The following is a 24,196-nucleotide window of genomic DNA, read 5'->3' as shown; positions in this document are numbered from 1 at the left end:
ACATAGGACTTTTACTGAAATGCATGTAAGATAAGGATGTTTTTATAATTCATAAACAACTGTAAGATATAAATTCCCAACTCTATTGAGTATATGTGTGTTATGCGGAATATTACTAATCTCATTTCGTTATCACATATATCAGTCTCATATGTATGTAGTTAATCATTTTACAACATATTCTCTAAAAAATATTGCCTCTATTTGCTTAAATAGAGGATCTTTTTATTTCCCACAAACTATAGTACAATTTTACATATCCAATAAATAACAATACAGAGATAGACAACTATAGTTAGGGGAAAACCAATGGAAGCAGTAGAAAAGAAACTAATCGTCAACTCCGACAAAGGGAACTTATTACGAGAACTAGTAAAATCGATGAACGAGTGTGTGCGGTTTTATTTTAGTGTTGCTTTTATCAACTTCAGCGGCTTGCAGCTTCTGCTTGATCCTTTAAAGGAAGCGGAGCAAAAGGGCATTAAAGGGAAAATCATCACGTCAACCTATCTCAATTTTACCGATGCCAAGGCATTGGAGAAAATCAAAGAGTTTCAAAATGTCGACCTGAAGGTGTTCGTTACCGATAAAGAAATTGGCTTTCATACGAAGGCATACATATTTGAGTATCAGGATAGCTATAAGGTCATTATCGGCTCGTCCAATATTACCCAAAGTGCTCTGAAAAGTAATATTGAATGGAACGTCGAAATTATTACCAAAGAACATGGCCGCTTTATTCAGGATGTTTTAAAGGAATACGATGGGCTCTGGGACATGAGCGCAGAAGCCGATCAGGCTTTTATTAGTAGATATGAAGAGTTCCTGAAGAGTCTAAAGAATACGCAAAAAACTCATCAATTAATATATGAAAATATGCAATATATTGTCCAAAATAGGATGCAGAAACGAGCAACCGAGAATCTAGATAGGCTGAGAAGCTTTGGTGAGAAAAAGGCATTGGTTATTGCCGCTACTGGGACAGGTAAGACCTATATGTCGGCCTTTGATGTGAAAAATTTAAAGCCAAGGCGACTCCTGTTCATAGTCCATCGCGAAGAGATTCTCAAAAAAGCGAAGGATACCTTCGAGATGCTGTTACCCAATGAGGGGTTTACGTTTGGATTGTTGACAGGGAACCATAAGCAGAAGCATGTGGATTATGTATTTGCCACAATCCAAACCATCTCAAAGTGTTTTCATGAATTTGAAAGAGATGAATTTGATTATCTAATCATCGATGAGGCTCACCATGCCACAAGTACGACCTACCAATCGGTTTTAGACTATTTCGATCCACAATTTACGCTAGGGATGACGGCGACCCCTGAACGAAGTGACGGATATAATGTGTTCGATCTGTTCGATAATAATGTGGCCCTAGAGGTTCGCTTACACGAAGCCTTAGAGGACGAGCTCGTGATCCCTTTCCATTATTTTGGAATCACTGACATTGATGGTGTTGATTTAAGTGATGTGGATATTGATGATATCACTGAAATTACTAAACGGTTAAAGGTCAATGAGCGTGTTGATTTTATTATTGAAAAAATGGATTTCTACGGTCATGATGGTGAGAAAAGAAAAGGCCTTGGTTTTTGCGTCAGTATCGAACATGCCCAATATATGGCAAGTGAATTTAATAAAAGAGGATATAAGAGCGTTTGTTTATATGGGGCTGATTCACCGGATATCCGGGAGCAATATATTCAAAGGTTAGAAGATGACCAGGACGAGTTAGAATTCATTTTCACCGTAGATATCTTTAATGAAGGGGTGGACATTCCTTCTATTAATACCGTATTAATGTTGCGACCAACCAACTCACCGATTATTTTTATTCAACAACTCGGGAGAGGCTTGCGGAAGCATGCGGATAAAAGCTTCTTGACGGTGCTTGATTTTATTGGAAACCATCAGAAAACGTTCCTCATTGCATTAGCGTTAAATGGAAGTCGCTACTATGACAAAGAAAGCTTAAAGGTAGCGGTGGCAACTGGATTCGCTAATATTCCTGGTTGTACCCATATCCAAATGGATAAGATCTCACAGGATAGAATCTTGGAGCAAATTGATAAGGAAAACTTCAATTCTATGAAGTATCTGAAGGAAGAGTATGGTGAATTTAAAAAGCTGAATCAGGGGCGGATTCCCTATTTGTTATTGGATTACCTGAAATATGATGGTGCTCCAGATCCCGTTAAGTTTATTAATCGCGAGAAAACATACTTATCCTTTGTGGCCAAGGTTGAGAAAGATGAGTATTTAAAGGAACTTTTACTAAATGAAGCCTTTGAGGCAGCGATGAAGGAATTATCAAGCAAGCTGCCGCTTAAACGGATTTATGAGTTTGTTATCCTGCGTTATTTGCTAGAGCATGAAGAGATTAATCTAGAAATGGCTAAGCAGCAAATACTAAAAATGATTGATCATGTCGATGATGATAGCATTTTACATGCATTTGAGTGTCTGAATCAAAACTACTATGATAGTGGGCAGCTGAAGAATAAACCTAAATTAGTGCGATATAGCAATGGTATTCTGACTAAGACTGATATCTTTACAAAGCTATTAGAAAATGAGGAATATCGGAAGTTTATTGAAGACATTATCACTTATGGTATTTTTCGATACGAGAAGGATTTTAAAAGAGAATACTACGGTGTCCCACATTTCAAATTGTATGAGCAATATCAAATGATCGACGCTGCGTTATTGTCGAACTATCGGAAAATCCATAGTTCCTTTAGGGGATCGGGATTACTGGCGAATGGCAATGAATATTTTCTCTTTATTGATTTGCATAAAGAGGAAGACGTAAAGGAAAGTATCAACTATAAAGATAAATTTATTAATCCACATGAATTCCAATGGCAATCGGTTAATAATACGACACAACAATCTGAACGAGGGAAAAACATCATTTTTAATCAGCAGCGTGGGGTTCATCTTCATTTGTTTATTCGCAAGTATAAAGAAATGGATGGAAAGACGGAGCCTTATATTTATATTGGTAAAGGAAATTCTGTTGAATTTGAAGGGGACAAGCCGATTACGGTCCGAATGGAATTGGAGAATGAGGTACCGGCAAGTTTATATACGGAGTTTACAGAAAAAGTGTAGTCGTCTCATTTCGAGAAGACTACACTTTTTCTTGGATTAATTGTTCAACTGCTGGAACATCGGCCGGTGCCCATTTAAGAGAATCTAAATTTTCCCGTTTTAACCAAATTAACTTAGAATGTTCACTTTTTGAAGGAGTTCCTTCGACAACTCGACATTTAATTGAGATTAAGTTAATGATAAAGGTTTCGTATTCATGGGTATTATCGTTAAATACTTCATCTGAGGTTTCTATTTTACAAGCTAATTCTTCAGCAATTTCTCTTTTTAACGCTGAGAAGATATCCTCGTTGGCTTCCACTTTCCCTCCTGGAAACTCCCACATATTTGGAATCGACATTTCAGGAGATCTTAGGGCACATAAAATTTCATTTTGTTCATTTTCGATGATCGCTGCGACTACATTGACGAGTTTTTTCATGATTGCCTCCAAAATTATTCTCCTTCTAATGATAACATGTTTTGAGTAGATTTCTACTTTACCAAAATGATCTAAGCAATCAGATTATCAGTTCCCTATTGGAGAAATAATCCAAATATTCTATTATAAGATTAGATCAATATAACTATTAGTATGGAGGAGCTTAAAACAAAGGGGAAAACCGATTTCATTAATTGAAGATGAAGGAATGAGTGAACATCTATGGATAAAAGAGCATTCAGGGCAAATGTATTGTACATATTGGAACAAGATGTAAGCGGACTTTCAACAGAAAAGAAAATTAAATTTATGAAAAAATGGATAAGAGATTATGAACAAGAAAGTCAGGAAGCTTCGAAGGTGGAGGATACACATGATCTGATTAAAGTGGGAATTCTAGTCCGAACAACCATGGAGAAAATTGTTAGAGAACAATTAATGACAATCGATAGAACCGAACTATTACTGGATGTGAAATATTGTAAATCGACATTCGATATAAATTATCCCTTTTTGAAAAAGGTTGTTTGGGATTCACCGCTTTCGGATCAGAGAAAAATAAATGGATACGACCGTTACTGGGCTAAAGATATAACCATCAACCAGGAAAGATATTTAATATGTAATGATTGGTATGAAAGAAACAAACCAAAGTTTCTTAAGTGGTTAAAGGAAATAGAGAATAAATAGAAGTTCTTAACTATGACCTATTATATAGGGGGAGAGTAAAAATTGCTTACATTAAAGGACAAAATAATTGAGTTATTAAAAGTTGATGATGGTTTTACAGATAGAGAAATTACTGACAAGATAATGGGTCATGGAAAGCCTCAGCAAAATGTGAATATAGCATGTAGAGATATGGAATCACGTGGATTGATTCAACGAGTTAAAAGGTCGGATGGAAAGATTGGGAATTATTTAAGTGACTCCAAGATTAATAATGTTCATGAAAATCACATCATAGAAAAACATACAGACGGATTATCTGAAGATGAGATAAAGGACATCATTAATAAGGACCTGATATCTAAAGGCTGGGAGACTCAGGTTGCGTGGGCAAAGACTCCAGGGATTGATATTGATGCTTTTAGGGTTAATGAAAGATGGATAATCGAAGTAAAAGGGTGTGGCTCAAGAAATGCGATGCGACTGAATTACTTTCTTGCCATACTAGGGGAGACATTACAAAGAATGAGCGACCCGAATGCCAAATATAGTATTGCTCTGCCAGATTTGCAACAATATCGAAATCTATGGGAAAGACTACCTCGGCTTGCAAAAGAGAGAACAGGATTTACTGCATTGTTTGTTAACGAGGTTAGCGAAATTGAAGAGGTAAAATAGAACCGACTAGAGAACAACAATTGTCTGACATTGTTTGCTTATCATATAGGAGGAAAATACTCTTGACCCAATATATTTATCTAGCATCACCTGTAAACCTGCCGGAGGGCACCTATGGCTTAAACCCAGTGTCTCCTGAACAGCCCAATATATTTGAAACTGAATTGGATTTTGCCCATTTATCCTTTGAAAATAATTATAATCGTGAATCCAACTCGAGATTTTCCTTTAGTCCGCATTTTAATTATCACTATCAAGTGGCTTGCAGTAATAATTTTCTGTTTTTAAAAGAAGGTTTGAAAGGAAATGCAACCGATGAAAAATGTTTGGGGCTGCTCCATTCATATATTGGCAATGCCCTTCAAGCTAGTGGGATTGTAGAATATTATACTAGTTGGAACGGTGAAGAAGCGCTGCCTATTACGAGTAAACGAAGCATACCGTGGGCGAATATTAAGACACTCTATGATCTTGTGCTAACAGATCGTGAATTTTGGGAAATTACTTTGTAGTATTTTTGAAGAAAGGGAAATCAGCTGGTACAAATATATCCAAATGTAGTTGAGGAGGCGATTGAGAATAAAACTGAAATCCCGCATCGATTTCCAATTCGTGACGAAAATTGTTTAGGAAAAAGCTTTCATTAGTGATCCGGTCAAAGAATTGTGCAAATAGGAATGAGAATAACCAGTCGAATCATGAATTCGATCATCATGGACCTCCATTAGCATGACTTTGTATAGTTTCAGTAAAAAGGCAGTCTGTTAATCTCTGATAAACTAATTGTAAATAAAATGTAAATCATTTAGTTGTTTGATTTTTTATCGTCTAAAAAGGGGAGAATTTATGAAGAAACAAACATTAGTTACCTATGGAATCTTTGCTATTTTAGTAGTAATCATTTTTTTATGGGATATGAAATATTCGAATTAAGAAAAGAAATCAAAGAGACACCATTAACAACGGGTATTGAGGTAAAAAACTCTTTTATGGATGATAATTTCGAAGCTTTAACACAACTTTATCTTAAAGGAGTAAATCCATTATCAAAAGAAAAATTTATTCAAATTAAAGACGGGTATAGTGGAATAACGGATTTCAAAAACTTTGAAGTTCTTGATTTTGGAAATGGTACAATGGCAATTATTCATCTTACTCATAAAGAAGATGCTTCTAGCATTAAAGTACAAGATATAAGGTTAATTCCAAAAGAAATGCAGTCTCTTTTTAAATAATGTCTCTGTACTATACAAAAATGATGAAAAGAATATGTTACTATTTGATCACTTGCATCATAATTTTGGTGACGTATTGTTCATTACGATTCATCACAACGGTATCATAAATATATTCTTCAAAAACATATTCCCCTAAGGCTAAATTAAAGCGGTCTAACTCGGAAAAAAGACGCTTATATGTTTTATGGATGGTTTTCTCTTCCCCAATATGATAGCCAATGAGAAAATCACCCTTAACGCTTTTAAAATATGGATATCCTTCCTTTGGATGTGGCTGCTCGATATATAAATAGCTATAATTAGTGAATTCTCCCTTTATTACTTGCTTGCGTTTTCTGATAATACCGATTGGATATCCTGTATCCAGCTGGGATACGTTCAATTCATTAATAAAATCTGAAAAGGCCTCTACATATTCTTCATCGGATAAATTTTCAATATTTCTACTTAAATAAAGTGTTACTTCGGGTAATTGCTCAAGCGTAACTTGATGAAAATCTAGATGTGACGCTTCTTCCATTAAGGCTATTTTTGCCTCAATCATTTTTTCCTTCATTTCAATCTCCTGCCGTTTTTTCACGATCTCTTCTTTTTTTTGATACATTAAAGACAAAAAACCTTCAGGGGATTTATGTTGCGTATAGTGGTGAATATCATTTAGCGACATACCAAGCTCCTTTAATAAATCAATCACAAAGAATAGCTCTATCTGGCGAATTGAATAATAACGGTAACCTTTTTCATTTTTTACAACCGGAGACAAAAGCCCAATCTGATCGTAATAAAAGAGTGTCTGTTTGTTTACTTTGCAAAGCTTCGCGAATTCCCCGGTCGTTAAATATTTTCCCTTTTTTTTTTTCATTTTTTACAGCTCCATGCTTGAGTATATAGTTACTATATACACTAGGATAGAAATAGTAAACAACATAAGGTAGTTGGTTTTTTTAAGGGGATGTAAAAGATGAAAACACATAAAGTCTCGTTAGGATTAGTTTTAATGAATTTATTTATAGCCTTTTTGGGAATTGGTCTGGTCATTCCTGTCTTACCTACATTAATGAATGAATTAGGCCTTACCGGAATGACGATTGGGTATTTAACAGCAGCATTTGCCATTGCTCAATTGATTGTTTCACCCTTTGCAGGGAAAGCAGCAGATACATTCGGCAGGAAAATTATGATTGTCATTGGCTTATTTATTTTCGGTCTTTCAGAATTTTTATTTGGGATTGGCAAAGAAATCGAGATCCTATTTATTTCGCGTATTTTAGGTGGAATTAGTGCGGCATTCATTATGCCGGCGGTTACCGCTTTTATTGCGGATATCACAAATTTGGATACTCGGCCGAAAGCACTTGGGTATATGTCAGCTGCCATTAGTACAGGATTTATTATTGGACCGGGTATTGGCGGATTCTTAGCCGAATTTGGTACACGGGTACCCTTCTATTTTGCAGGAGCGCTTGGTACACTTGCGGGAATCCTTTCGCTTCTTTTATTATCTGAGCCGAATCGGAATGAAGATCATCATGAACAAGTCTCAGATGGGAAGAGTGGCTTCAAACGCATTTTTGCCTCGAGATACTTCCTTGCGTTTATCTTAATTTTTATTGCCTCATTTGGGTTAGCGGCTTTTGAATCGTTCTTTAGTCTATTTGTGGATCATAAATTTCAATTTGCTCCTTCCGATATAGCTATTGTGATCACAGGTGGTGCGATTTTTGGCGCTGTTTCGCAAGTCATCCTATTTGATCGGCTTACACGAATGTGGGGTGAAATTAAACTGATTCGATATTGCTTACTGTTATCTGCCGTACTTGTCTTTTTCATGACGGTTGTTCATACTTATTTAACAATTTTATTGGTTACATTTCTTGTTTTTGTTGGATTCGATTTATTCCGACCAGCGGTTACTTCCTACCTTTCAACTGTTGCCGGGAATGAACAAGGTTTCGTTGGTGGAATGAACTCAATGTTTACAAGTTTAGCGAACATAAGTGGACCCATTTTGGGAGGAATCTTATTTGATATGGATATTAACTATCCTTATTATTTTGCGACTGTGATCCTAGTTCTGGGAATCGTACTTACATTGTTCTGGCAGAAGCAAGCAAGTAATTCTTCCAAAAAAGTGAAGGCAAGCGTAGCTAATTAATCAAATATTGAGAAGGAATCGAAAAATAGTATTAACTGAGTTTAGTTAAATTAGAATCAAGGGTAAAATTTTGAGAATTAATGAAGCCTATGGGGAAATATGGCTTGGGGTTTCAAAAATGGGTAGACCAGTGTATAAGAAGTTTGGGTTTACGGAAACGGATGAATTTCTAGAATTCTTCTTTAAAACGTATGCAGCATATAATCTTTTAATGTACTAAGAACCAGACACATCAACAGGATATAAGCTAGACCAATGACATTTCACAAGAATGGCCCCCCCAACCTTGATATGAATGGTTCTTTTTTAGAGATTGTGTGAACTAAGAAACAAAAAACAAAAAATCACTTAATACTACTGATATAAACATTGAGGCATCTTGATTCATAAAAATACGATTACCATGATAGAATGTCGTAATTTCGATTGATGTAAATCCAACCTTGGTTAATCTTTTTTTTCAGTTCTTCATGTGAAAAACCGTTATGAACTTTCGGATGATTTATTTTATCGTTTTTATCAAAATCAATAATTATTAGCTTGCCAACTGGATGCCCTCAAGAATGGTTTTCGAACCATCTTGAGGGCTATTATTTTTCTTAAAGATGTTCAAATGGGGGGGGCCTATCAAAATCAATAGTCATGTAAGAAGGTATTTGTAAATCGAGTCACGAATATTATTTATATTGTTTGTACTTAAAAGTGGCAACTTACTTACAGATTTAGCTAAGGGGAGATAAAATGAAACAGGCTTTACTGATTATTGATGTTCAACAGGATTTAGTCGAAGGTAATAGTGAAGAGCAAGGAGTATTTAAGAAAGAGAAACTGATACAAAATATTAATACTGTAATTGAAAAAGCGATAAATGAGAGAGTGCAGATTGTTTTTATAAGAGATTTAGATGTTTCGAATGGGGAGGGGCCAGGATTTCAGATACATAAAGATATTAATGTGCCCTCCACTGCTGTCATATTTGATAAAGCTGCTACAAATTCATTTTATGGAACACCGTTAAAAGAATATTTACAGGATCAAACAGTAGAACATCTTGTTATTATGGGATGCAAGACGGAACATTGTATTGATACGGCAGTTAGAACAGCAACCATTAATCACTATGATGTAACATTGGTTGGAGATGGCCATTCTACTTCGGATTCAGAAATCTTATCTGCAGAGCAAATCATTCTACATCATAATAAAACCCTTCACGGTCATTATAATGTGGATAATTTTTCACTAGTTAGAAATTCAAATGAAGAGTTGTTTAAACCTGATCACAATCAATACCGATAATTTTAGGCATACAAACTGAGAGTGTTTTGGCTGGAAACTCAGCGAAAACCCTACGTGATATGGCTCAATGCAAACAGTATTTTTGCATCTTAAACATGCAAATTAAGCATTCGATAGAAAGGAAATGATGTACGGATGGAGGATGAGCGTTACCCAATAGGGCAGTTTCAATGTCCTAAAGTGGTTTCAAAAGAAAATGTACAAGGTTGGATCGAGGAATTAAAAACATTCCCACAAAAACTAAAAGAATCTGTTGAAAACTTAGATGACAAGGTATTGTCCTATACATATCGTGAAAATAGTTGGACTATTCGTCAGCTTGTTCATCATCTTGTCGATAGTCATATGAATTCTTATATTCGATTTAAATTAGCCTTAACTGAAGATCAACCGACGATTAAGCCTTATCAAGAAGACAAATGGGCAGAGCTGGTCGATTCAACAATGCCGATTATGGTTTCCTTAACGCTGCTTGAATCACTTCATAAACGTTGGACCTGTTTACTGGAAACATTAACTGATGAACAATTAAAGAGAACTTTCATTCATCCTGAGTCAGGTGCTGTCTCACTTGAAAAAAACATTGGTATTTATGCTTGGCATGGTAATCATCATTTAGCACATATTCATCAGGCGTTAAAACGTGCTGGGGACTTTTCATAATCAAAGGCTATGTTAATGCTCTTGTCTAGTCTAGAGATCTAGATGGTGAAAAGAAGGGGATGGGGATCAATGTTAGTTAGAGAAGTGACGGAAAATGAATACTTAGAAGCAATCAAACTGTCAGAGTATGCGTTTCAATATAAGGTTCCTGAAGCTGACAAACCAGCTAGAAAAGAATTCTTGAAAAACCACAAGATTTTAGGAATTTGGGATGACAACATGCTGGCGGCCAAACTGCACTTGATTCCGCTAAAAGTTTTCATGAAGGATGCTGAATGGGAAATGGGAGGGATCGCGGGAGTCGCTACCTACCCGGAATATCGACGAAATGGTTATGTAAAAACACTCATGATTGAGTCGTTAAAACACATGCAGAATAATGGGCAGATTGTATCTTTGTTACACCCTTTTGATATCTCTTTCTATCGGAAATATGGCTGGGAAATATTAAGTGAACAAAAAAAGGTAACGATTGAAAAAATCGACCTAAAGTTCCTCGAAATGCAGCCAGGATTTATCAGAAGATATACAAAAGAGACTCATAATGAAGAAATCGAAAAGATTTACGACCAATTTTGCACTCAATATACAGGAATGCTCAAACGCGATACAAATTGGTGGAAACAAAATGTATATGGCGAAAATTCGAAGCTAGCTGTTTATTATAATTCCAATCAGGAGGCTAAGGGCTATATTCTCTACGAGGTAAAGGAAAGAAAAATGAAGGTGGAGGAGCTCGTTGCTCTTGACCACGAAGGAAGAATTGGACTTTGGAATTTCATTTGCCAGCATGATTCCATGGTGGAGACTGTGACAATTAACCTCTCCATTCATGATCCTTTACCATATTTAATGCCGCAGCCAAAGGTGAAAACAGAGTTATATCCTTATTTTATGGCGAGGGTCGTAAATGCAGAAGAGTGTTTGCGGAGATTTCCGTTCATTCAGGGCAGTGAGTCCCTATTCCTGCATCTTGAAGATGTACATGCACCCTGGAATAATGGGAGCTATTTGCTCGGAAAGGGGGAAATCAAAGTATATAAAGAAAAAACCGGAGCTCAATGTGTTCACCCTCCGAAAAAAGGAATCCAATTAAACATCAATTCTCTCTCAACGATTCTATTCGGTTACAAAAGACCAATGGAGCTTTATGATATGGGATATATGAAAGGTTCCAAGACAGAGATTGAACTTTTTGAAAAAATGGTTCCAGCGTTTAAATCATCCTTTTTTGACTTCTTTTGATATTTTTCAAGAAATCCTCAAAAAAGACCTTGCTACTGTGCAGCAAGGTCTACTTTATTGCCCGAGCACACTCCTTTTTCCAAGGTAACAGGGGTATGGTGCAGAAACCGTATTGGTCGTGTGAGCTTGGCCCCCGATGCAGTAAAGCTTAATACACTGGCGCTTCAGGTACCCAATTTTCCCGTATATTGTCGTTTTGATCGACACTATTCGGGGAGCGGCAGGCATTGTTTTTCATTCAAAACTATTTAGCCATTGTATTAACGATTAATCCGATATGTGTAAAGTAATTCATCACTCCAAATACAACAAAGATGATTCCTGCAATTGTCCAAAGGAATTTGATAACTTTAGCATAATTCGGATTAGCGTTTTTGTTTAAGGAAAAAGGTAATAATACTGCTCCTATCCCTGTAATCGCGTATAATCCAGAAATAAAAGTAGCCTCTAGCATTGGATAATCAGCAAATGCCCCTGATATTGGTTCTTGTGGCGGTGCTGCAAATAATTGATATTTAATGCCTGCAAATGCAATTGAAATGAGTGCTAATCCCATTGCTGCGGCAAAATAAGATAATGGTTTTATCAAGTATGGCAATTCTTTATTTAAAGTACTGGAAACTATTTTCGAATCGTTCATATTAATTCCTTGTCTTATATATAGATTAGATTTTCTCCATAATAGGATGGATATTGCTATGAGCATAATACCAAATGCGAGGGATGGCTCACCAAAAATAATATCGTCAAATGGAAATCCAATCTTTGATAATGGCCAAGTAAGGATCATATGAGTTCCTGTTATCGTTAAAATAAACCCGGGTATCCCAAATCCTATTGCCCAACCTTCTAATTGTCCAACTTTTTCTTTAGCTAAATGGGAACCAAATCGAAGAATTAATAATAACCCAATTCCCGTCGAAACCGACATTATTGTGTTATAGACTGCTGATACTGACCAATCGATTACCATAATAAAAACTCCCTTTCTAAATATCTCAAATTTGAGATATTGTAATTCCGAAGTAATTCTATTCCTTTGTCACAAATTTGTCAATAAAATATAGATCTGAAATTACAACTTTTTAAATATCATTTACCAAATTTAAGTGCTGTATGCCCACATTGTTCAATCATGGAGAAATAAATAAAAGGAGAAGATTAATTTTACTTTCTGAGAACTTATCAATGGTAGAAGGCAGGTATGTACCTGAACATTAAAATACATATTGTAACTTCATATGAATCGATGATTCCTATTATTCAAGAATGTATCCCGAAATTTCCTGAACTTGATATAAATTATTCCATTGGAGATTTAGATGAAGGGTTATTCAGGCCAAACAAGCGCAGAAAAATGGAGCTGAAATAAAAATAAGTGCCTGTCATCACCCACATTTTGTCGAATCGTTCGACGTTATCTGGGGCATGACTAGGTACTTTTTACATGAGTCATGAAGAGTGGGTTTCATGGCCTGAATAGGCAAAAAACAGCTCACTCGGGTCATGAAAGGTGGTCTCATCGGCCAGCCTTTTCCAAAAACTCTTGTTTTGTGCTTTTTATCAGCGAATACTCCTAGTTAATCAGCGAATTTCAAGGTTTTATTAGCGAATCTAAAAAGTTAGGCAAGTTGTCAGAAAAGAGGTGCCTGACTCCCGATGCTTTAATACGCTGGGGGTAAGGCACCTCTTTGTGTTTTCAATTATAGCTGCCGCGAATTTGACGAGTTTTTTCATGATTGCCTCCCAATTTATTTCTTTATTATTGATAACTTTTTTTGCGGCTTTCTTACTAGGTAAATTTGAAATGATTTTTAGTATCAGAAAACTTATAAACTTTTATTGGGAAAATAATACTAATACATTATCATTAAGATTAGGTATTCGAAAATAGATATAGGAATTTGAGTATTAATAAGTATTCTCAACGAAAAAGAAAGTTGAAGGGATGAAATAAATAATCATAGACCTAATCTAAGGAAAAAGAGGTGAATATTCTTTTGACCCAATACATTTATCTAGCCTCACCCCTAAACCTGCCAGAAGGTTCCTATGGCTTAAACCCAGTGTCTCCTGAACAGCCCAATGTATTTGAAACTGAATTGGATTTTGCCCATTTATCCTTTGAAAATAATTATGATTGTGAATCCAAATCGAGATTTTCCTATAGTCCGCATTTTATTTTTAACTACCAAGTAGCTTGCTGTTACAATTTTCTATCCTTAAAAGATGGTTTAAAAGGAAATACAATCGATGAAAAATGTTTGGGGCTGCTCCATTCATATATTGGCAATGCCCTTCAGGCTAGTGGGATTGTTGAGTATTTTACTAGTTGGAACGGTGAAGAATCGCTGCCGATTACGAAAAAACGAAGCATTCAATGGTCGGATATTAAAACACCCTATGATCTTGTGCTAACAGATCGTGAATTTTGGGAAATTGCTTTGTAGTATGAAAAGAGGGGATATCAGCTGGTACAAATATATCCAAATGTAGTTGAAGAGACGATTGAGAATAAACCTGAAATCCCGCATTTTGTTAAAAATAGGTATCCAAATCGTGATGGAATTTTTAGAAAAGGCTTTCGTTAGTGATTAGGTCAAAGAATTGTGCAAATGGGAATGAGAATAACCAGTCGAATCATGAATTCGATCATCATGGACCTCCATTAGCATGACTTTTTATAGTTTCAGTATAAAGACTGTTTGTTAATCTCTGATAAACTAATTGTAAATAAAATGTAAATTATTTATTTGTTTGAATTTTTATTAGGTGTTTTTGATGATTAAGGCTATTTTAAAAGGTCTAATCATTATTTTAGTAAGTGGTCTTATAATGGAAAGCGGGGAATGCCTCTTATGAATGTGATTGAAAAAGCCCTACAGGTTGCAAGTAGAGCACATGTAAGACAGTGTAGAAAACATACCGATATTCCCTATATTACTCATCCGGTTGCGGTTGGGATGATGTTAATGAAAGCAGGGTATGGTGATGATATCGTTGCTGCAGGAATCTTACACGATACAGTTGAAGATACAACACTTTCATTAGCAGATATTGAACGGGAATTTGGCCTTACAATCGCTAGTATTGTAGAAGGATGCTCGGAACCTGATAAATCATTATCTTGGGAGAAAAGAAAGCAGCATACAATCGAGTTTTTAAAGACTGCCCCAGAAGACATCAAAGTTGTTGCCTGCGCAGACAAATTACATAATATAAGGTCCATCATGAATGATTATGAACAAATCGGTGACATGGTCTGGGAACGGTTTAACCGTGGGAAAGTGGAGCAAGAATGGTACTATCGGAACGTAATTGAAAGTCTGGGTTACCAGTCTAACTTTAAGTTAATAGATGAATTAAAGGTGGAAGTAGAGCGATTTTTTGGACCTGAAGATACAGAAATCCCAAGTAGCAATGAGTAGTAGATTCCCGTATATCTAGATAATCGAGACTGTGAGGTAGAAGGAATGGTTGGATGGGTTATAGTCTTTTTCATTTTATTTGTTGTTCTTTATGGCTTTTACGCAATTAATTTATTTCTACCAAAAAGGAAAAATCTTAAATATGTAATTTCTCTCTGCTTCTTGATCATTGGTTTACTAGGATGGCTGTATATTTGGTTTGGCTCGGGCTGGTTAAGGACGGGCATTATTAGTACTGCTTTTTTAGTGTTATCGGCCATCTCTGTTTTTGTTGCTTTACTGTTGGATTTAGGTACAAAGTTAAAAGACAAGCGCAAATCCACAATAAATTAATGTCTGAAAGTTGGTGTATAATCCTCAGCGTAGAAAGCATTAACGTAGTGGGGGTACTAGGAACCTTTCTCTGTTCTGAGTCTTTTTATGTTCATATAATTAAACATTACTCCCCGTTAGCTGCATTATCAGGGGTGGTTGCTGAGGGACTTAAGCTGATTTCGACTTATTTGTACTCACTGGTTTGATGAAGGACAAATCGAGGCCTTTCTATTAGGGATTAGACCTTCAAAGGTTTGATGAAGGACAAAATGCAGCTTTTCTAATAGGGATTAGTCCTTCATAGAATGATGGAGGACTCTCCGTCGCAATATCCTCCAAATATGCAGCATAAGAACGCCATTAATGAGATATCACCATTTTGACAACAAACTAAATTTACTAAGGTAAAATTTAGCAAAAGTTACCAATCTGGATTTGGATGGCACCAATCCCAGTTTCAGTAGCTATCAATAATTCCTTTTAATAAAGTAATTTTTAGAAACGGCTTAACAGGGCGTAGGGAATTTATGATGATACTTCAGACGTTTCGAACTGAGCGTGTGAATCTACATCACGTTGTTGGTGATTATCGGATTGAAGTAACTGGCGATAAGGCTACCATGCAAGTGTACCGTTTGGTTCCATACAATGTATCAAAAGAAACGCTATACAAGAATATTTTTGGTGCAACTTATAATTGTTCTTTACGCCGGGAAGAAGGTTTGTGGAAACTGGAAAGATTGACTTATACAGAAGGACATATGTTTGAAGTTTAGTTGTAGGGTGACAGAAATTTAAAACCTGTGGGTAATTTAAAGATAAGAACAGTCAGGTCTAGCTCCAGCGCCCAGCAACTAGCGAGACATCGTTTACCTCCGTCCGTTATCAGCTGTACCTTCATGGTTCAAGACCGAACAGTTTATAAAAAACATGGATACGGATTCCCATCTCGGTCACCCTTAATTGAGGAACAAGTGATAATTAAATAAGCGGAGATTTTCCGTTTAGAATGCAGAATAGAGCTCGATTCTAAGGATATAAGCGGAGGTTTTCCGATTAAACAAAGAAAAATGACCCATTTTCACGTTTTTAGAGTCAATAGCCGGAATCTTTCCGTCTATTTAAGCGATTTTTAGTGATATTTCCTAATTAAAAGGAATTTCTCCGCTTATTTATCAAACTCACTTTAGCATCTATTAAACTTGTACAAATTAAGAGTGCTTTAGTAAATTTTAAAAAGGCTTAGATAAATTTACAACTCTAAGCCTTTTTCACTTTGAAATATACTGTGAAGTTTATGTGATTTGCTATGTGATTAGGTTTGTGATTTACCGTTTTGTACCTCACGAGTAACCCCGCTAATTTATTACAGACTCTTTCAACCATTTCCACAAGCCTTCGATTAGATTAAATTGTGGGCTGTATGGAGGTAGAAAAACGAGCTCAAGTCGGTCAACTGTTATCGCTGCAAATATAATGAGAACAAAAGCCATACCGTAAAACCCTTTTTCACTTAACTCAATACTTTCTGCATTGTATAAACCAAGTTCTTCTAAGTATCTTTTTCGATTTTTTATATGATGATTTAATGCAACTTCTTGGATTTGTCAGACATATCTTGAGCTATTCGTTACAGCCATCGCTTGGCTGATCTTCTCGCCGATTTCTTGTAAAAGGGGCAAAAAGTCCTCAAGCAGTACCTCTTTTGAAACCCGTCCGGCGTGGACAGAGCAGTTAAAGGCGGCGAACACTTTGCCGGTTCCATGACGTAGGGGAACGGCAATGGAACGGAGTCCTTCTTCTAATTGCTGGTCAACGCCACCCCAACCTTGCTCCCGAACATCCTCTAATATAGCGAGTAATTGTTCCTTATCCACAATTGTTTTGTCCGTAAATTTTTCGAAATCGATGGACTCTAAGTATTGTTCTAACTTCTCTTTTGGTAAGTTTGCAAGCAGAACATGCCCCATGGATGTCGCGTAAGCCGGTAGGCGCGATCCAACATCCAAATTGATGGACATAATCCGTTTGGTGGAAACACGTGCAACGTAAATAATATCTGGGCCATCTAAAATCGAGATGGAGCAAGATTCTCCGGTTTGATGGACAAATTCACGCATGAACGAATGGGCAATGCTCCAGCTATTATTAGAAGCTAAGTATGCGTATCCAAGTGATAGGGTACGAGCTGTCAAAGAGAATACACTGTTGTTGGATTCTGCAAAACCTAGATGTTCTAGTGTCAGTAATATCCTACGAGCGGTAGGTCTACTAAGCCCTGTTAGTTTCGAAACATCACTAATAGTAAGTGCTTGGTTTTCTTGTGAAAATGCTTGGATTACTTGGAGTCCACGCTCTAATGATTGAATGTAGTCTCCAGACTGTTTGAAATTATCTTTTTTTTCTGTTGACAAAGATATCACCCTTCATGTTAAAATAAGGTTGTACGAATAAGGAATAATTGTACGCATATCGTACAATAAAAAAGTTGATTTTGCAAGTGGTGTATAAAGATTTTTATTTTTTTAAATAAAAATGAATACGTTTACAAAGATGGTGTGGTCGGGAATTATCAAACAAAACGTAAGGGGGAAATAAGAATGGCAGAAGCAGCAGTAAAAAACACAAGAGTATTAGAGGCATATGAAGGTTTTGTAAAACATATGAAGGCATTCCTTGACGAGCAGCAGTTTAACCATGAAGAATATACGAACTTTGTGAAATGGGCAGATCGATTAGGAAGAAGTGGAGAAATTCCATTGTTCTTAGACGTTTTTGTGGAAACGCATGTTTTGGAATCCAAATATAAAAACGCTCCGGGTACAGAGCCATCACTACTTGGACCTTACTATGAAGAAAACTCGCCTTTACTGGAAGGATCAAAAGTTGTTATTCCACAACGTCCAGAAGAGCCGGGTGATAAATTGAAGTTCTACGGCAATGTTAGTTCTGTAAATGGTCCAATCGGAAAAACGAAAGTCGAGTGGTGGCAGGACGATGCGGAAGGATTATATTCGAACTATGATTCTACAGCACCTGATTTCAATTTAAGAGGTCAGTTTTATACAGACGAAAATGGGGATTTTGAAGTGGAATCGATTGTACCAATTCCATATCAAATTCCAACAAGTGGTCCTACTGGTGAATTTACATTTGCTGCTGGTTATCATGCATACCGTCCGGCGCATATTCATATTAAGTTCGAACATGAAGGACATGAGACATTAATTACGCAAGTGTTCTTTGAAGGAGATCAATGGTTAGAGACAGATGTTGCTGGCGGCGTTCGCTCCTCGCTTACTACTAAACTAATCGATAAAGGTGACTATAAAGAAGCTTCTTTAAATTTTGTTATGCGAACTGAATAAGATTTCAATTCCATAGCTGTCAGGTAAACTTGACAGCTATTTTTATTAGACTTTTTAGGTTATTTTGATACAATGAATATATATATTGTACGCATTAGGTTAATATGTACGAATAACGTACAAAAAGGGGTGCGATCATGAATTTTTATAAAGTAAATATAAATGGTAAAGCGATTCAAGTTGCTGATTATCCAGGAGAAAAAGGACCGATCATTGCAATCCACGGTCTAACCGGTACACATAAGAACATGCATTACTACGCAGATCGATTTAAAGGAGAATATCGTTTTATTTCGGTTGATTTGCGTGGACGTGGGAACAGTGATGAAACAGACGAAGAGCCCTCCATTTTCAAACATGCCGATGATATTGTCGGTTTACTAGCAGAATTGGAGGTTGAAAATCCCATTCTATTAGGATATTCAATGGGTGCTTTTATTTCGGCAATTGTTGCAAGCCGTTTGAAATCAGTGCAAGGTTTGATATTACTAGACGGTGCTGCAAAAGCGACGGAACACCAGCGAGGAATTGTACAGCCATCTTTAGGACGAATTAGTAGGGCATTTACGTCACAAGAACATTACGTAGAAGAGATAAAAAAAATCTACACGAACTTAGGTGTTGTGTGGAATGACATGTTACAAGATACGGTTGAATACGAGGTAGGTTCTGTAGGAGATCATTGGGAGAATAAATCAACAGAAGCACGCATAGTAGCTGATTTTGACAGTTTCTATACATTTAGTCCAAAAGAAATTTGTTCACAAATTGAATGTCCGGTATTGCTCGTTTACGCAAAGGGTAATATTGGCTCGATGCCCCCGCTTTTTTACATGACAGACTATGAAGAAACACAAGCCTTTACAACGCAAATCGAAACCGTTGTCTCGGATTGTAATCATTACACAATGGTGTTTGAAAAGCGTGAAGATATTAATAGCTATATAGAAACATTCTTACACAAACTTTCATAGAGGTGAAACCGATGAGTAAAGGATTGGAATATTTTAAAGAAGTGTACGACGAAGTTCCGGGTTGGGTGCAGAAAATGCACGATTATAGCCCGGTTGTGCTTGACCATTATACAGGATTACGGGGCGAAATTATGCAGGATGATGCTCTATCTCGAAAGGAAAAAGATGTACTATTAGCGAGTATGAATGCCGCCCGATTGTATGTACGTAGTATGGGATATCATACGAAAGGCGCAATCGAATTCGGCACTACGCTTCCCGAGCTAGTGGAGTATTTTTTAGTTTCTTATCTATATGGAGGAACGGCCGCTTTAAAAGTGTCATTGGAAGCGCTCGCTTATGCGCTTGAGTTAAAAGGTAAACGAGTAGAACAACCTGAAAAGGATCCAGAAACGATTGAAGAGATTTTTGAAACGATGATTACGTGGCTAGGTGATGAGGATACTAGCTTTTTAGTAACATCTCTAGCCGCTATTCAAAACGGAGACAAAGAGAAAGTGGAAGAAACGCTTCTCGGGGAAGGGCATGTTTCCTCTCGTATGAAGCATTTAAATATGGTTGGAAACTATATTACGCAACTACGAGGGGCGGATGCGATACCTTGGATAGAAAAGGCAAGGGCTGTTGGTGCAGCGGAAGCTGAACTTGCGGACGTCGGTTTTATTTGTGTATTAACAGCCGGTATTCCAGCGTGGTTTGAAATTAGCGATTCATTACAATTGGTAACGAAGTAAGGAGGGAGTAAGTTAAGATGTCAAAAGTGACAAGTGATATTCAAGCGGCTTTGGCATGTGTAGAAAGTGGCGATATCGTTTTAGTAGGTGGTTTTGGATTAATAGGGGCACCTCTTTCATTAATAGAAGGCTTGACTGAAAAAGACGTGACAGATCTAACGATTGTTAGTAACAATCTTGGAGAATCAGGAAAAGGGCTTGGGATATTGCTCAATCAAAACAAGATTAAAAAAGGGATAGGATCTTATTTTACAAGTAATCGGGATGTCGGGGATAAGTATCAAAAAGGAGAAATTGAGCTGGAATTGCTTCCTCAAGGGACGTTAGCCGAATCTTTACGAGCCGGTGGAGCGGGCCTTGGAGGGTATTATACAACGACAGGTGCTGGAACCGATCTTGCAAAAGGAAAAGAAGAACGCGAGATTGATGGCGTAACGTATATATTCGAAAAGGCAATTCGGGCAGATGTTGCACTGATTCGAGCACATAAGGCAGATACACTAGGGAATCTCGTGTATTACAAAACAGCACGTAACTTTAACCCGCTCATGGCGACTGCTGCAAAGAAAGTAATCGTAGAAGTGGATGAAATCGTTGAACCTGGCGAGTTGAATCCTGAAGAAATCGTCACGCCATTTTTGTATGTCGATACAATCATCAAAGCGCAGCAAGTGTTGACGAAGGAAGGGGTTATGAACAGATGACTACATTGAGTAAAACAGAGATGCAGCATTTAATCGCAAAGCGTGTAGCTGCGGAACTTAAAGGACCTTGTGTCGTAAATTTAGGAATTGGTATTCCTACGCTCGTTGCAGAATATATGGAAGCAGCGGATATTTATATGCATACGGAAAATGGTCTACTCGGAGTAACGGATGTGGAAGAAGCAGATATCGATCCGAACCTCGTCAATGCGGGGAAGTTACCAGTTGGGGAAGCAATCGGTGCTTCCTATTTCAATAGCTCGGATTCCTTTGCGATGATTCGTGGGGGGCATGTAGATGTAGCGATTCTAGGAGCACTTCAAGTGGATCAAACGGGTGTGATTGCAAACTGGGCGGTTCCTGGAAAGAATATTATGGGCGTTGGCGGGGCGATGGATTTACTAGTCGGTGCAAAGAAAGTGTTTGTAACAATGAGCCATACGTCAAAAGATGGCAGTAGTAAACTGTTAAAAACGTGTACATACCCGATTACTTCCACTAGAAATGTCGATATGATTTTTACAGAACTTGCAGTATTTGAAGTAGTAGATAAGCAATTGAGACTAGTGGAGTTAATGCCGGGTGTCACAATTGAAGAGGTACGAGCAAAAACCGAAGCTGATTTTGTACATTAATTAAATAGAAGAGAGTTGGTTCCTGATGAAAATATGTTCTTTTGATGTTTATATATTAGATTTACCAACGATTCGCCCACATCAATTGGCGATGCATACGATTGTCTCTCAATCGATTGTTGTAGGTTGTGTCAGAGATGAAGAAGGAAGAGAAGGCTGGTCTGAAGTAGCTACTATTGGGGGTGCTTCTTATGGAGAGTCTACACCGGAAGCGATTAAAGCGAATATTGACGCGTATATTGCACCACTCGTAATTGGGAAAGATCCTATTCACTTTGACAAAATTATGTATGAAGTATCGAAGCAAGTTAGAGGTAATAATTTTGCGAAAACTGTAGTGGAGGCAGCGATTATTGATTTAGCAGCCCGCAGTAAAAATATACCGGCGTTTGAATTATTCGGAGGCCAAATCCATACTTCATTACCAATTGCATGGACGTTAGCGAGTGGGGATACCGCAAAAGATATTGAAGAAGCGAAAGAATTTTTGCACCAAAAGCGACACAATATATTCAAATTGAAAATTGGAAAAGGCGATCCGTTTAAAAATGTAGAGCACGTCCGGCAGATTAAACAAGCAGTTGGAGATGAGGCGCGCATTACAGTCGATGTCAACCAAGCATGGGATGAGGATACGGCAAATTATTGTATCGCCGCCTTAGAAGATGGTGGCGTTTCAATGGTGGAACAACCGTTGCCGACATGGAATTTCGAAGGCATGTCTAGGCTTACAGCTAAGTTTAATGTACCAATAATGGCAGATGAAGCAGCAAACAGCATACAAGATGTGTTCCAAATTACGAAACACCGTGCAGGAAATTGCATTGCGCTGAAGCCGTGTAAAGCTGGAGGATTAACACAAACAAAGAAAGTAGCAGGCATTGCAGAAGCAGCAGGAATTGGGTTGTATGGCGGTACGATGATTGAGTCGAGCTTAGGAACAGCCATTTGTGCGCAAATATATGCAACAATTCCAGAGATAAAATTCGGCACAGAAATATTCGGTCCATTATTATTTAAAGATGATCTTACTTTGGAACCTATTAAATTTGAAAACTTTGAAGTCATCATACCGAACGGTCCTGGTTTCGGTGTAGAAATTGATCGTGAAAAAGTGAAACATTATGCCAGAAGTCTGTAGTGTGGAGATGATGAAATGGAAAATGTAGTAATCGTAGATGCTGTACGTACGGCAATAGGAAAACTTGGCGGTAGCATTGGCAATGAAACAGTAGATTTTCTCGGATCACATGTAATAGAAGAATTGATACGTCGCACAGATCTAGAAAAAACTGCTGTGGAAGAAGTCATTTTAGGGCAAGCAAAACAAAGTGCAGATGTATCCAACTTAGCAAGAGTAGCGATGCTTCGTGCAGGAATTCCTGTAGAAATTCCAGGGTATACCATTCATCGACAATGTGGGTCAGGTGTACAAGCCGTAAATTCTGCTATGCAACAAATTCAAACAGGGTTAAGCGATATTATCATTGCTGGTGGAGCGGAGTCAATGAGTACTGCACCGTACTATGTAAATAGCGTGCGTTTTGGTACAAAATCAGGGGATGTTTCACTGAAAGATCCGAATACTGCAAGTCAGCCTGGCTCCCAGCCGAGGGAAATTTATGGTGATTTGAATATGGGGATAACAGCAGAAAATATAGCAGAAAAGTATGGAGTTTCACGAGAAGCACAAGATGAATTCGCATTAAGTAGTCAGGAAAAAACGAAAAATGCGATAGAAAAAGGATATTTTGAAAAAGAGATTGCACCCTATCCAGTGAAAACTCGTAAAGGTATCGTAGAGTTTAAAGTAGACGAGCACCCAAGAGAAACAACATTAGAAAAGTTGGCATCGCTAAAGCCAGTTTTCAAAGAAGGTGGCACGGTAACTGCTGGAAATGCGAGCGGTCGTAATGATGGAGCGGCGGCATTATTAGTAATGTCCGAAAAGGAAGCATTAAAACGTGGGTACAAACCAAAAGCAAGAATCATCTCCCAAGCTTCTGTAGGGTGTGCACCTGAGTTGATGGGAATGGGACCTGTATATGCGATGCAAAAGGCATTGAAGCAAACTAATTTGTCGATAGCGGATTTGGATGTAGTGGAATTGAACGAAGCGTTTGCATCACAAGCAGTTGCCTGTGTAAATGAGTTAGGTCTTGATTATAGAAAGGTGAATCCAAACGGAGGAGCCATTGCGATGGGGCATCCGATTGGTGCAACAGGTGCAATACTATTGACAAAGTTAGTGCATGAGCTCGAACGTACAGGTAAGAAATATGGCGCAGTAACGCTATGTATCGCAGGCGGTATGGGAATCGCAACGATTGTAGAAAATATGCAAGTTTAATTGGAAGTTAAATTATCAAATAAACAATTACTTTAGGTCCCAGCAGAGAAGAATGGAACCGAAAGAGAATTTCATAGGAAGATTATAGGAAATATAAAAAACGACTTCACTACTACAAGCCGGACAAAATTTAGTCGGTGTGGGTGATATTGCTGGTGAATTTAACCAAAAAGTTACATGAAAATAAATTGCCAAAT

General features: G+C 37.4%; 26 protein-coding genes and 3 pseudogenes. 22 read left to right on the top strand and 7 right to left on the bottom strand.

Going from position 1 to position 24,196, the window contains the following annotated elements:
* Positions 1–309: 309 nt before the first annotated feature.
* Entirely contained in the window at positions 310–3,123 is a 2,814-nt protein-coding gene (locus BSO02S_RS19905; RefSeq protein ID WP_066071643.1) for a DEAD/DEAH box helicase, read from the top strand.
* A 19-nt stretch (positions 3,124–3,142) separates the two neighbouring features.
* On the opposite strand, the gene BSO02S_RS19900 is transcribed toward BSO02S_RS19905, so the two are convergent.
* Entirely contained in the window at positions 3,143–3,544 is a 402-nt protein-coding gene (locus BSO02S_RS19900; protein ID WP_066071782.1) for a (deoxy)nucleoside triphosphate pyrophosphohydrolase, read from the bottom strand.
* A 222-nt stretch (positions 3,545–3,766) separates the two neighbouring features.
* Between BSO02S_RS19900 and BSO02S_RS19895 the strand changes: the two genes are divergently transcribed.
* The 4 genes from BSO02S_RS19895 to BSO02S_RS19880 all read left to right on the top strand — a co-directional run bounded on the left by BSO02S_RS19895 (position 3,767) and on the right by BSO02S_RS19880 (position 6,126).
* On the top strand, positions 3,767–4,234 hold the full coding sequence (locus BSO02S_RS19895) for a hypothetical protein (protein ID WP_066071640.1): 468 nt from the start codon (positions 3,767–3,769) through the stop codon (positions 4,232–4,234).
* 42 nt (positions 4,235–4,276) lie between these two features.
* Positions 4,277–4,891, top strand: coding sequence for a hypothetical protein (locus tag BSO02S_RS19890; protein WP_066071637.1), 615 nt, complete (start codon positions 4,277–4,279; stop codon positions 4,889–4,891).
* 62 nt (positions 4,892–4,953) lie between these two features.
* Positions 4,954–5,403 (top strand): hypothetical protein, encoded by a 450-nt coding sequence (locus tag BSO02S_RS19885; RefSeq protein ID WP_066071634.1) that lies wholly within the window; start codon positions 4,954–4,956, stop codon positions 5,401–5,403.
* Positions 5,404–5,799: 396 nt separating this feature from the next.
* The gene (locus tag BSO02S_RS19880; RefSeq protein ID WP_066071631.1) at positions 5,800–6,126 is read left to right on the top strand and encodes a hypothetical protein; all 327 of its coding nucleotides are present in this window, start codon (positions 5,800–5,802) and stop codon (positions 6,124–6,126) included.
* Between the two features lie 40 nt (positions 6,127–6,166).
* Here BSO02S_RS19880 and BSO02S_RS19875 read toward each other — a convergent pair whose 3' ends face one another.
* Complete coding sequence (locus BSO02S_RS19875) at positions 6,167–6,991, bottom strand: MerR family transcriptional regulator (RefSeq protein ID WP_066071628.1); 825 nt, start codon at positions 6,989–6,991, stop codon at positions 6,167–6,169.
* Between the two features lie 99 nt (positions 6,992–7,090).
* On the opposite strand from BSO02S_RS19875, the gene norA reads away from it, so the two are divergent.
* Together norA and BSO02S_RS27270 are read left to right on the top strand one after the other, a co-directional pair.
* Positions 7,091–8,284: a multidrug efflux MFS transporter NorA gene (gene norA / locus BSO02S_RS19870; RefSeq protein WP_066071625.1), complete on the top strand. Its 1,194-nt coding sequence runs from the start codon at positions 7,091–7,093 to the stop codon at positions 8,282–8,284.
* Positions 8,285–8,354: 70 nt separating this feature from the next.
* Entirely contained in the window at positions 8,355–8,504 is a 150-nt protein-coding gene (locus BSO02S_RS27270; RefSeq protein ID WP_157081487.1) for a hypothetical protein, read from the top strand.
* 102 nt (positions 8,505–8,606) lie between these two features.
* On the opposite strand, the pseudogene BSO02S_RS28090 reads toward BSO02S_RS27270, so the two are convergent.
* Positions 8,607–8,829 (bottom strand): annotated as a pseudogene (locus BSO02S_RS28090) (hypothetical protein); the annotation flags it as partial.
* A 196-nt stretch (positions 8,830–9,025) separates the two neighbouring features.
* Here BSO02S_RS28090 and BSO02S_RS19865 point away from each other — a divergent pair.
* From BSO02S_RS19865 to BSO02S_RS19855, 3 genes are all read left to right on the top strand, one after another.
* A complete protein-coding gene (locus BSO02S_RS19865; protein WP_066071622.1) occupies positions 9,026–9,583 on the top strand; it encodes a cysteine hydrolase family protein in 558 nt (185 codons plus the stop codon).
* Between the two features lie 135 nt (positions 9,584–9,718).
* The gene (locus tag BSO02S_RS19860; RefSeq protein WP_066071621.1) at positions 9,719–10,246 is read left to right on the top strand and encodes a YfiT family bacillithiol transferase; all 528 of its coding nucleotides are present in this window, start codon (positions 9,719–9,721) and stop codon (positions 10,244–10,246) included.
* Positions 10,247–10,315: 69 nt separating this feature from the next.
* Positions 10,316–11,491, top strand: a complete 1,176-nt coding sequence (locus BSO02S_RS19855; protein ID WP_066071618.1) for a GNAT family N-acetyltransferase — start codon at positions 10,316–10,318, stop codon at positions 11,489–11,491.
* Positions 11,492–11,735: 244 nt separating this feature from the next.
* On the opposite strand, the gene BSO02S_RS19850 is transcribed toward BSO02S_RS19855, so the two are convergent.
* Positions 11,736–12,464 carry a DUF981 family protein gene (locus tag BSO02S_RS19850; RefSeq protein ID WP_066071615.1) on the bottom strand — a complete coding sequence of 243 codons (729 nt, stop codon included), beginning with the start codon at positions 12,462–12,464 and terminating at the stop codon, positions 11,736–11,738.
* A gap of 231 nt (positions 12,465–12,695) precedes the next feature.
* Between BSO02S_RS19850 and BSO02S_RS27265 the strand changes: the two genes are divergently transcribed.
* The 5 genes from BSO02S_RS27265 (at position 12,696) to BSO02S_RS19825 (ending at position 16,010) form a co-directional block, all read left to right on the top strand.
* The gene (locus BSO02S_RS27265; protein WP_157081486.1) at positions 12,696–12,863 is read left to right on the top strand and encodes a hypothetical protein; all 168 of its coding nucleotides are present in this window, start codon (positions 12,696–12,698) and stop codon (positions 12,861–12,863) included.
* A gap of 628 nt (positions 12,864–13,491) precedes the next feature.
* Positions 13,492–13,941 (top strand): hypothetical protein, encoded by a 450-nt coding sequence (locus BSO02S_RS19840; protein WP_066071609.1) that lies wholly within the window; start codon positions 13,492–13,494, stop codon positions 13,939–13,941.
* Positions 13,942–14,349: 408 nt separating this feature from the next.
* Positions 14,350–14,919, top strand: a complete 570-nt coding sequence (locus BSO02S_RS19835) for an HD domain-containing protein (protein WP_066071606.1) — start codon at positions 14,350–14,352, stop codon at positions 14,917–14,919.
* Positions 14,920–14,964: 45 nt separating this feature from the next.
* Positions 14,965–15,252, top strand: coding sequence for a hypothetical protein (locus BSO02S_RS27595; protein WP_066071602.1), 288 nt, complete (start codon positions 14,965–14,967; stop codon positions 15,250–15,252).
* 452 nt (positions 15,253–15,704) lie between these two features.
* The gene (locus tag BSO02S_RS19825) at positions 15,705–16,010 is read left to right on the top strand and encodes a nuclear transport factor 2 family protein (RefSeq protein WP_342352026.1); all 306 of its coding nucleotides are present in this window, start codon (positions 15,705–15,707) and stop codon (positions 16,008–16,010) included.
* Between the two features lie 588 nt (positions 16,011–16,598).
* On the opposite strand, the pseudogene BSO02S_RS28560 reads toward BSO02S_RS19825, so the two are convergent.
* The 3 genes and pseudogenes from BSO02S_RS28560 to BSO02S_RS19820 all read right to left on the bottom strand — a co-directional run.
* A pseudogene (locus tag BSO02S_RS28560) lies at positions 16,599–16,688 on the bottom strand (transposase); the annotation flags it as partial.
* Positions 16,683–16,781, bottom strand: a pseudogene (locus BSO02S_RS28555) (YiaA/YiaB family inner membrane protein); the annotation flags it as partial. The pseudogenes BSO02S_RS28555 and BSO02S_RS28560, both read right to left, overlap by 6 nt.
* A gap of 60 nt (positions 16,782–16,841) precedes the next feature.
* Complete coding sequence (locus tag BSO02S_RS19820) at positions 16,842–17,657, bottom strand: IclR family transcriptional regulator (protein ID WP_235846971.1); 816 nt, start codon at positions 17,655–17,657, stop codon at positions 16,842–16,844.
* Positions 17,658–17,834: 177 nt separating this feature from the next.
* Between BSO02S_RS19820 and BSO02S_RS19815 the strand changes: the two genes are divergently transcribed.
* The 7 genes from BSO02S_RS19815 (at position 17,835) to BSO02S_RS19785 (ending at position 23,999) form a co-directional block, all read left to right on the top strand.
* A complete protein-coding gene (locus tag BSO02S_RS19815) occupies positions 17,835–18,602 on the top strand; it encodes a dioxygenase family protein (RefSeq protein ID WP_066071593.1) in 768 nt (255 codons plus the stop codon).
* A 137-nt stretch (positions 18,603–18,739) separates the two neighbouring features.
* Entirely contained in the window at positions 18,740–19,576 is an 837-nt protein-coding gene (locus tag BSO02S_RS19810) for an alpha/beta fold hydrolase (RefSeq protein WP_066071590.1), read from the top strand.
* A gap of 11 nt (positions 19,577–19,587) precedes the next feature.
* Entirely contained in the window at positions 19,588–20,310 is a 723-nt protein-coding gene (locus BSO02S_RS19805) for a carboxymuconolactone decarboxylase family protein (protein ID WP_066071588.1), read from the top strand.
* A 17-nt stretch (positions 20,311–20,327) separates the two neighbouring features.
* Positions 20,328–21,014: a CoA transferase subunit A gene (locus tag BSO02S_RS19800; protein WP_066071585.1), complete on the top strand. Its 687-nt coding sequence runs from the start codon at positions 20,328–20,330 to the stop codon at positions 21,012–21,014.
* Positions 21,011–21,649, top strand: coding sequence for a 3-oxoacid CoA-transferase subunit B (locus tag BSO02S_RS19795; RefSeq protein ID WP_066071582.1), 639 nt, complete (start codon positions 21,011–21,013; stop codon positions 21,647–21,649). The genes BSO02S_RS19800 and BSO02S_RS19795 overlap by 4 nt, the downstream gene beginning before the upstream one ends.
* A gap of 25 nt (positions 21,650–21,674) precedes the next feature.
* A complete protein-coding gene (locus BSO02S_RS19790; protein ID WP_066071579.1) occupies positions 21,675–22,790 on the top strand; it encodes a muconate cycloisomerase family protein in 1,116 nt (371 codons plus the stop codon).
* Between the two features lie 15 nt (positions 22,791–22,805).
* Positions 22,806–23,999, top strand: a complete 1,194-nt coding sequence (locus tag BSO02S_RS19785) for a thiolase family protein (RefSeq protein ID WP_066071575.1) — start codon at positions 22,806–22,808, stop codon at positions 23,997–23,999.
* The last annotated feature ends 197 nt before the right edge of the window (positions 24,000–24,196 follow it).

It is taken from the genome of Neobacillus soli NBRC 102451, assembly GCF_001591665.1.
Classification (GTDB): domain Bacteria; phylum Bacillota; class Bacilli; order Bacillales; family Cytobacillaceae; genus Neobacillus; species Neobacillus soli.
This window is presented reverse-complemented; position numbering and strand designations above follow the sequence as displayed.

Excerpts from the sequence above, each read along its gene's own strand:
- BSO02S_RS19895 (WP_066071640.1), top strand. The coding sequence starts at position 3,767 with ATGGATAAAAGAGCATTCAGGGCAAATGTATTGTACATATTGGAACAA.
- BSO02S_RS19850 (WP_066071615.1), bottom strand. The coding sequence starts at position 12,464 with ATGGTAATCGATTGGTCAGTATCAGCAGTCTATAACACAATAATGTCG.
- BSO02S_RS19900 (WP_066071782.1), bottom strand. The coding sequence starts at position 3,544 with ATGAAAAAACTCGTCAATGTAGTCGCAGCGATCATCGAAAATGAACAA.
- BSO02S_RS19805 (WP_066071588.1), top strand. The coding sequence starts at position 19,588 with ATGAGTAAAGGATTGGAATATTTTAAAGAAGTGTACGACGAAGTTCCG.
- BSO02S_RS19905 (WP_066071643.1), top strand. The coding sequence starts at position 310 with ATGGAAGCAGTAGAAAAGAAACTAATCGTCAACTCCGACAAAGGGAAC.
- BSO02S_RS19835 (WP_066071606.1), top strand. The coding sequence starts at position 14,350 with ATGAATGTGATTGAAAAAGCCCTACAGGTTGCAAGTAGAGCACATGTA.
- BSO02S_RS19875 (WP_066071628.1), bottom strand. The coding sequence starts at position 6,991 with ATGAAAAAAAAAAAGGGAAAATATTTAACGACCGGGGAATTCGCGAAG.
- BSO02S_RS19790 (WP_066071579.1), top strand. The coding sequence starts at position 21,675 with ATGAAAATATGTTCTTTTGATGTTTATATATTAGATTTACCAACGATT.
- BSO02S_RS19785 (WP_066071575.1), top strand. The coding sequence starts at position 22,806 with ATGGAAAATGTAGTAATCGTAGATGCTGTACGTACGGCAATAGGAAAA.
- BSO02S_RS19815 (WP_066071593.1), top strand. The coding sequence starts at position 17,835 with ATGGCAGAAGCAGCAGTAAAAAACACAAGAGTATTAGAGGCATATGAA.
- BSO02S_RS19880 (WP_066071631.1), top strand. The coding sequence starts at position 5,800 with ATGGGATATGAAATATTCGAATTAAGAAAAGAAATCAAAGAGACACCA.
- BSO02S_RS19810 (WP_066071590.1), top strand. The coding sequence starts at position 18,740 with ATGAATTTTTATAAAGTAAATATAAATGGTAAAGCGATTCAAGTTGCT.
- BSO02S_RS19855 (WP_066071618.1), top strand. The coding sequence starts at position 10,316 with ATGTTAGTTAGAGAAGTGACGGAAAATGAATACTTAGAAGCAATCAAA.
- BSO02S_RS19860 (WP_066071621.1), top strand. The coding sequence starts at position 9,719 with ATGGAGGATGAGCGTTACCCAATAGGGCAGTTTCAATGTCCTAAAGTG.
- BSO02S_RS27595 (WP_066071602.1), top strand. The coding sequence starts at position 14,965 with ATGGTTGGATGGGTTATAGTCTTTTTCATTTTATTTGTTGTTCTTTAT.
- norA (WP_066071625.1), top strand. The coding sequence starts at position 7,091 with ATGAAAACACATAAAGTCTCGTTAGGATTAGTTTTAATGAATTTATTT.
- BSO02S_RS27265 (WP_157081486.1), top strand. The coding sequence starts at position 12,696 with ATGTACCTGAACATTAAAATACATATTGTAACTTCATATGAATCGATG.
- BSO02S_RS19865 (WP_066071622.1), top strand. The coding sequence starts at position 9,026 with ATGAAACAGGCTTTACTGATTATTGATGTTCAACAGGATTTAGTCGAA.
- BSO02S_RS19795 (WP_066071582.1), top strand. The coding sequence starts at position 21,011 with ATGACTACATTGAGTAAAACAGAGATGCAGCATTTAATCGCAAAGCGT.
- BSO02S_RS19800 (WP_066071585.1), top strand. The coding sequence starts at position 20,328 with ATGTCAAAAGTGACAAGTGATATTCAAGCGGCTTTGGCATGTGTAGAA.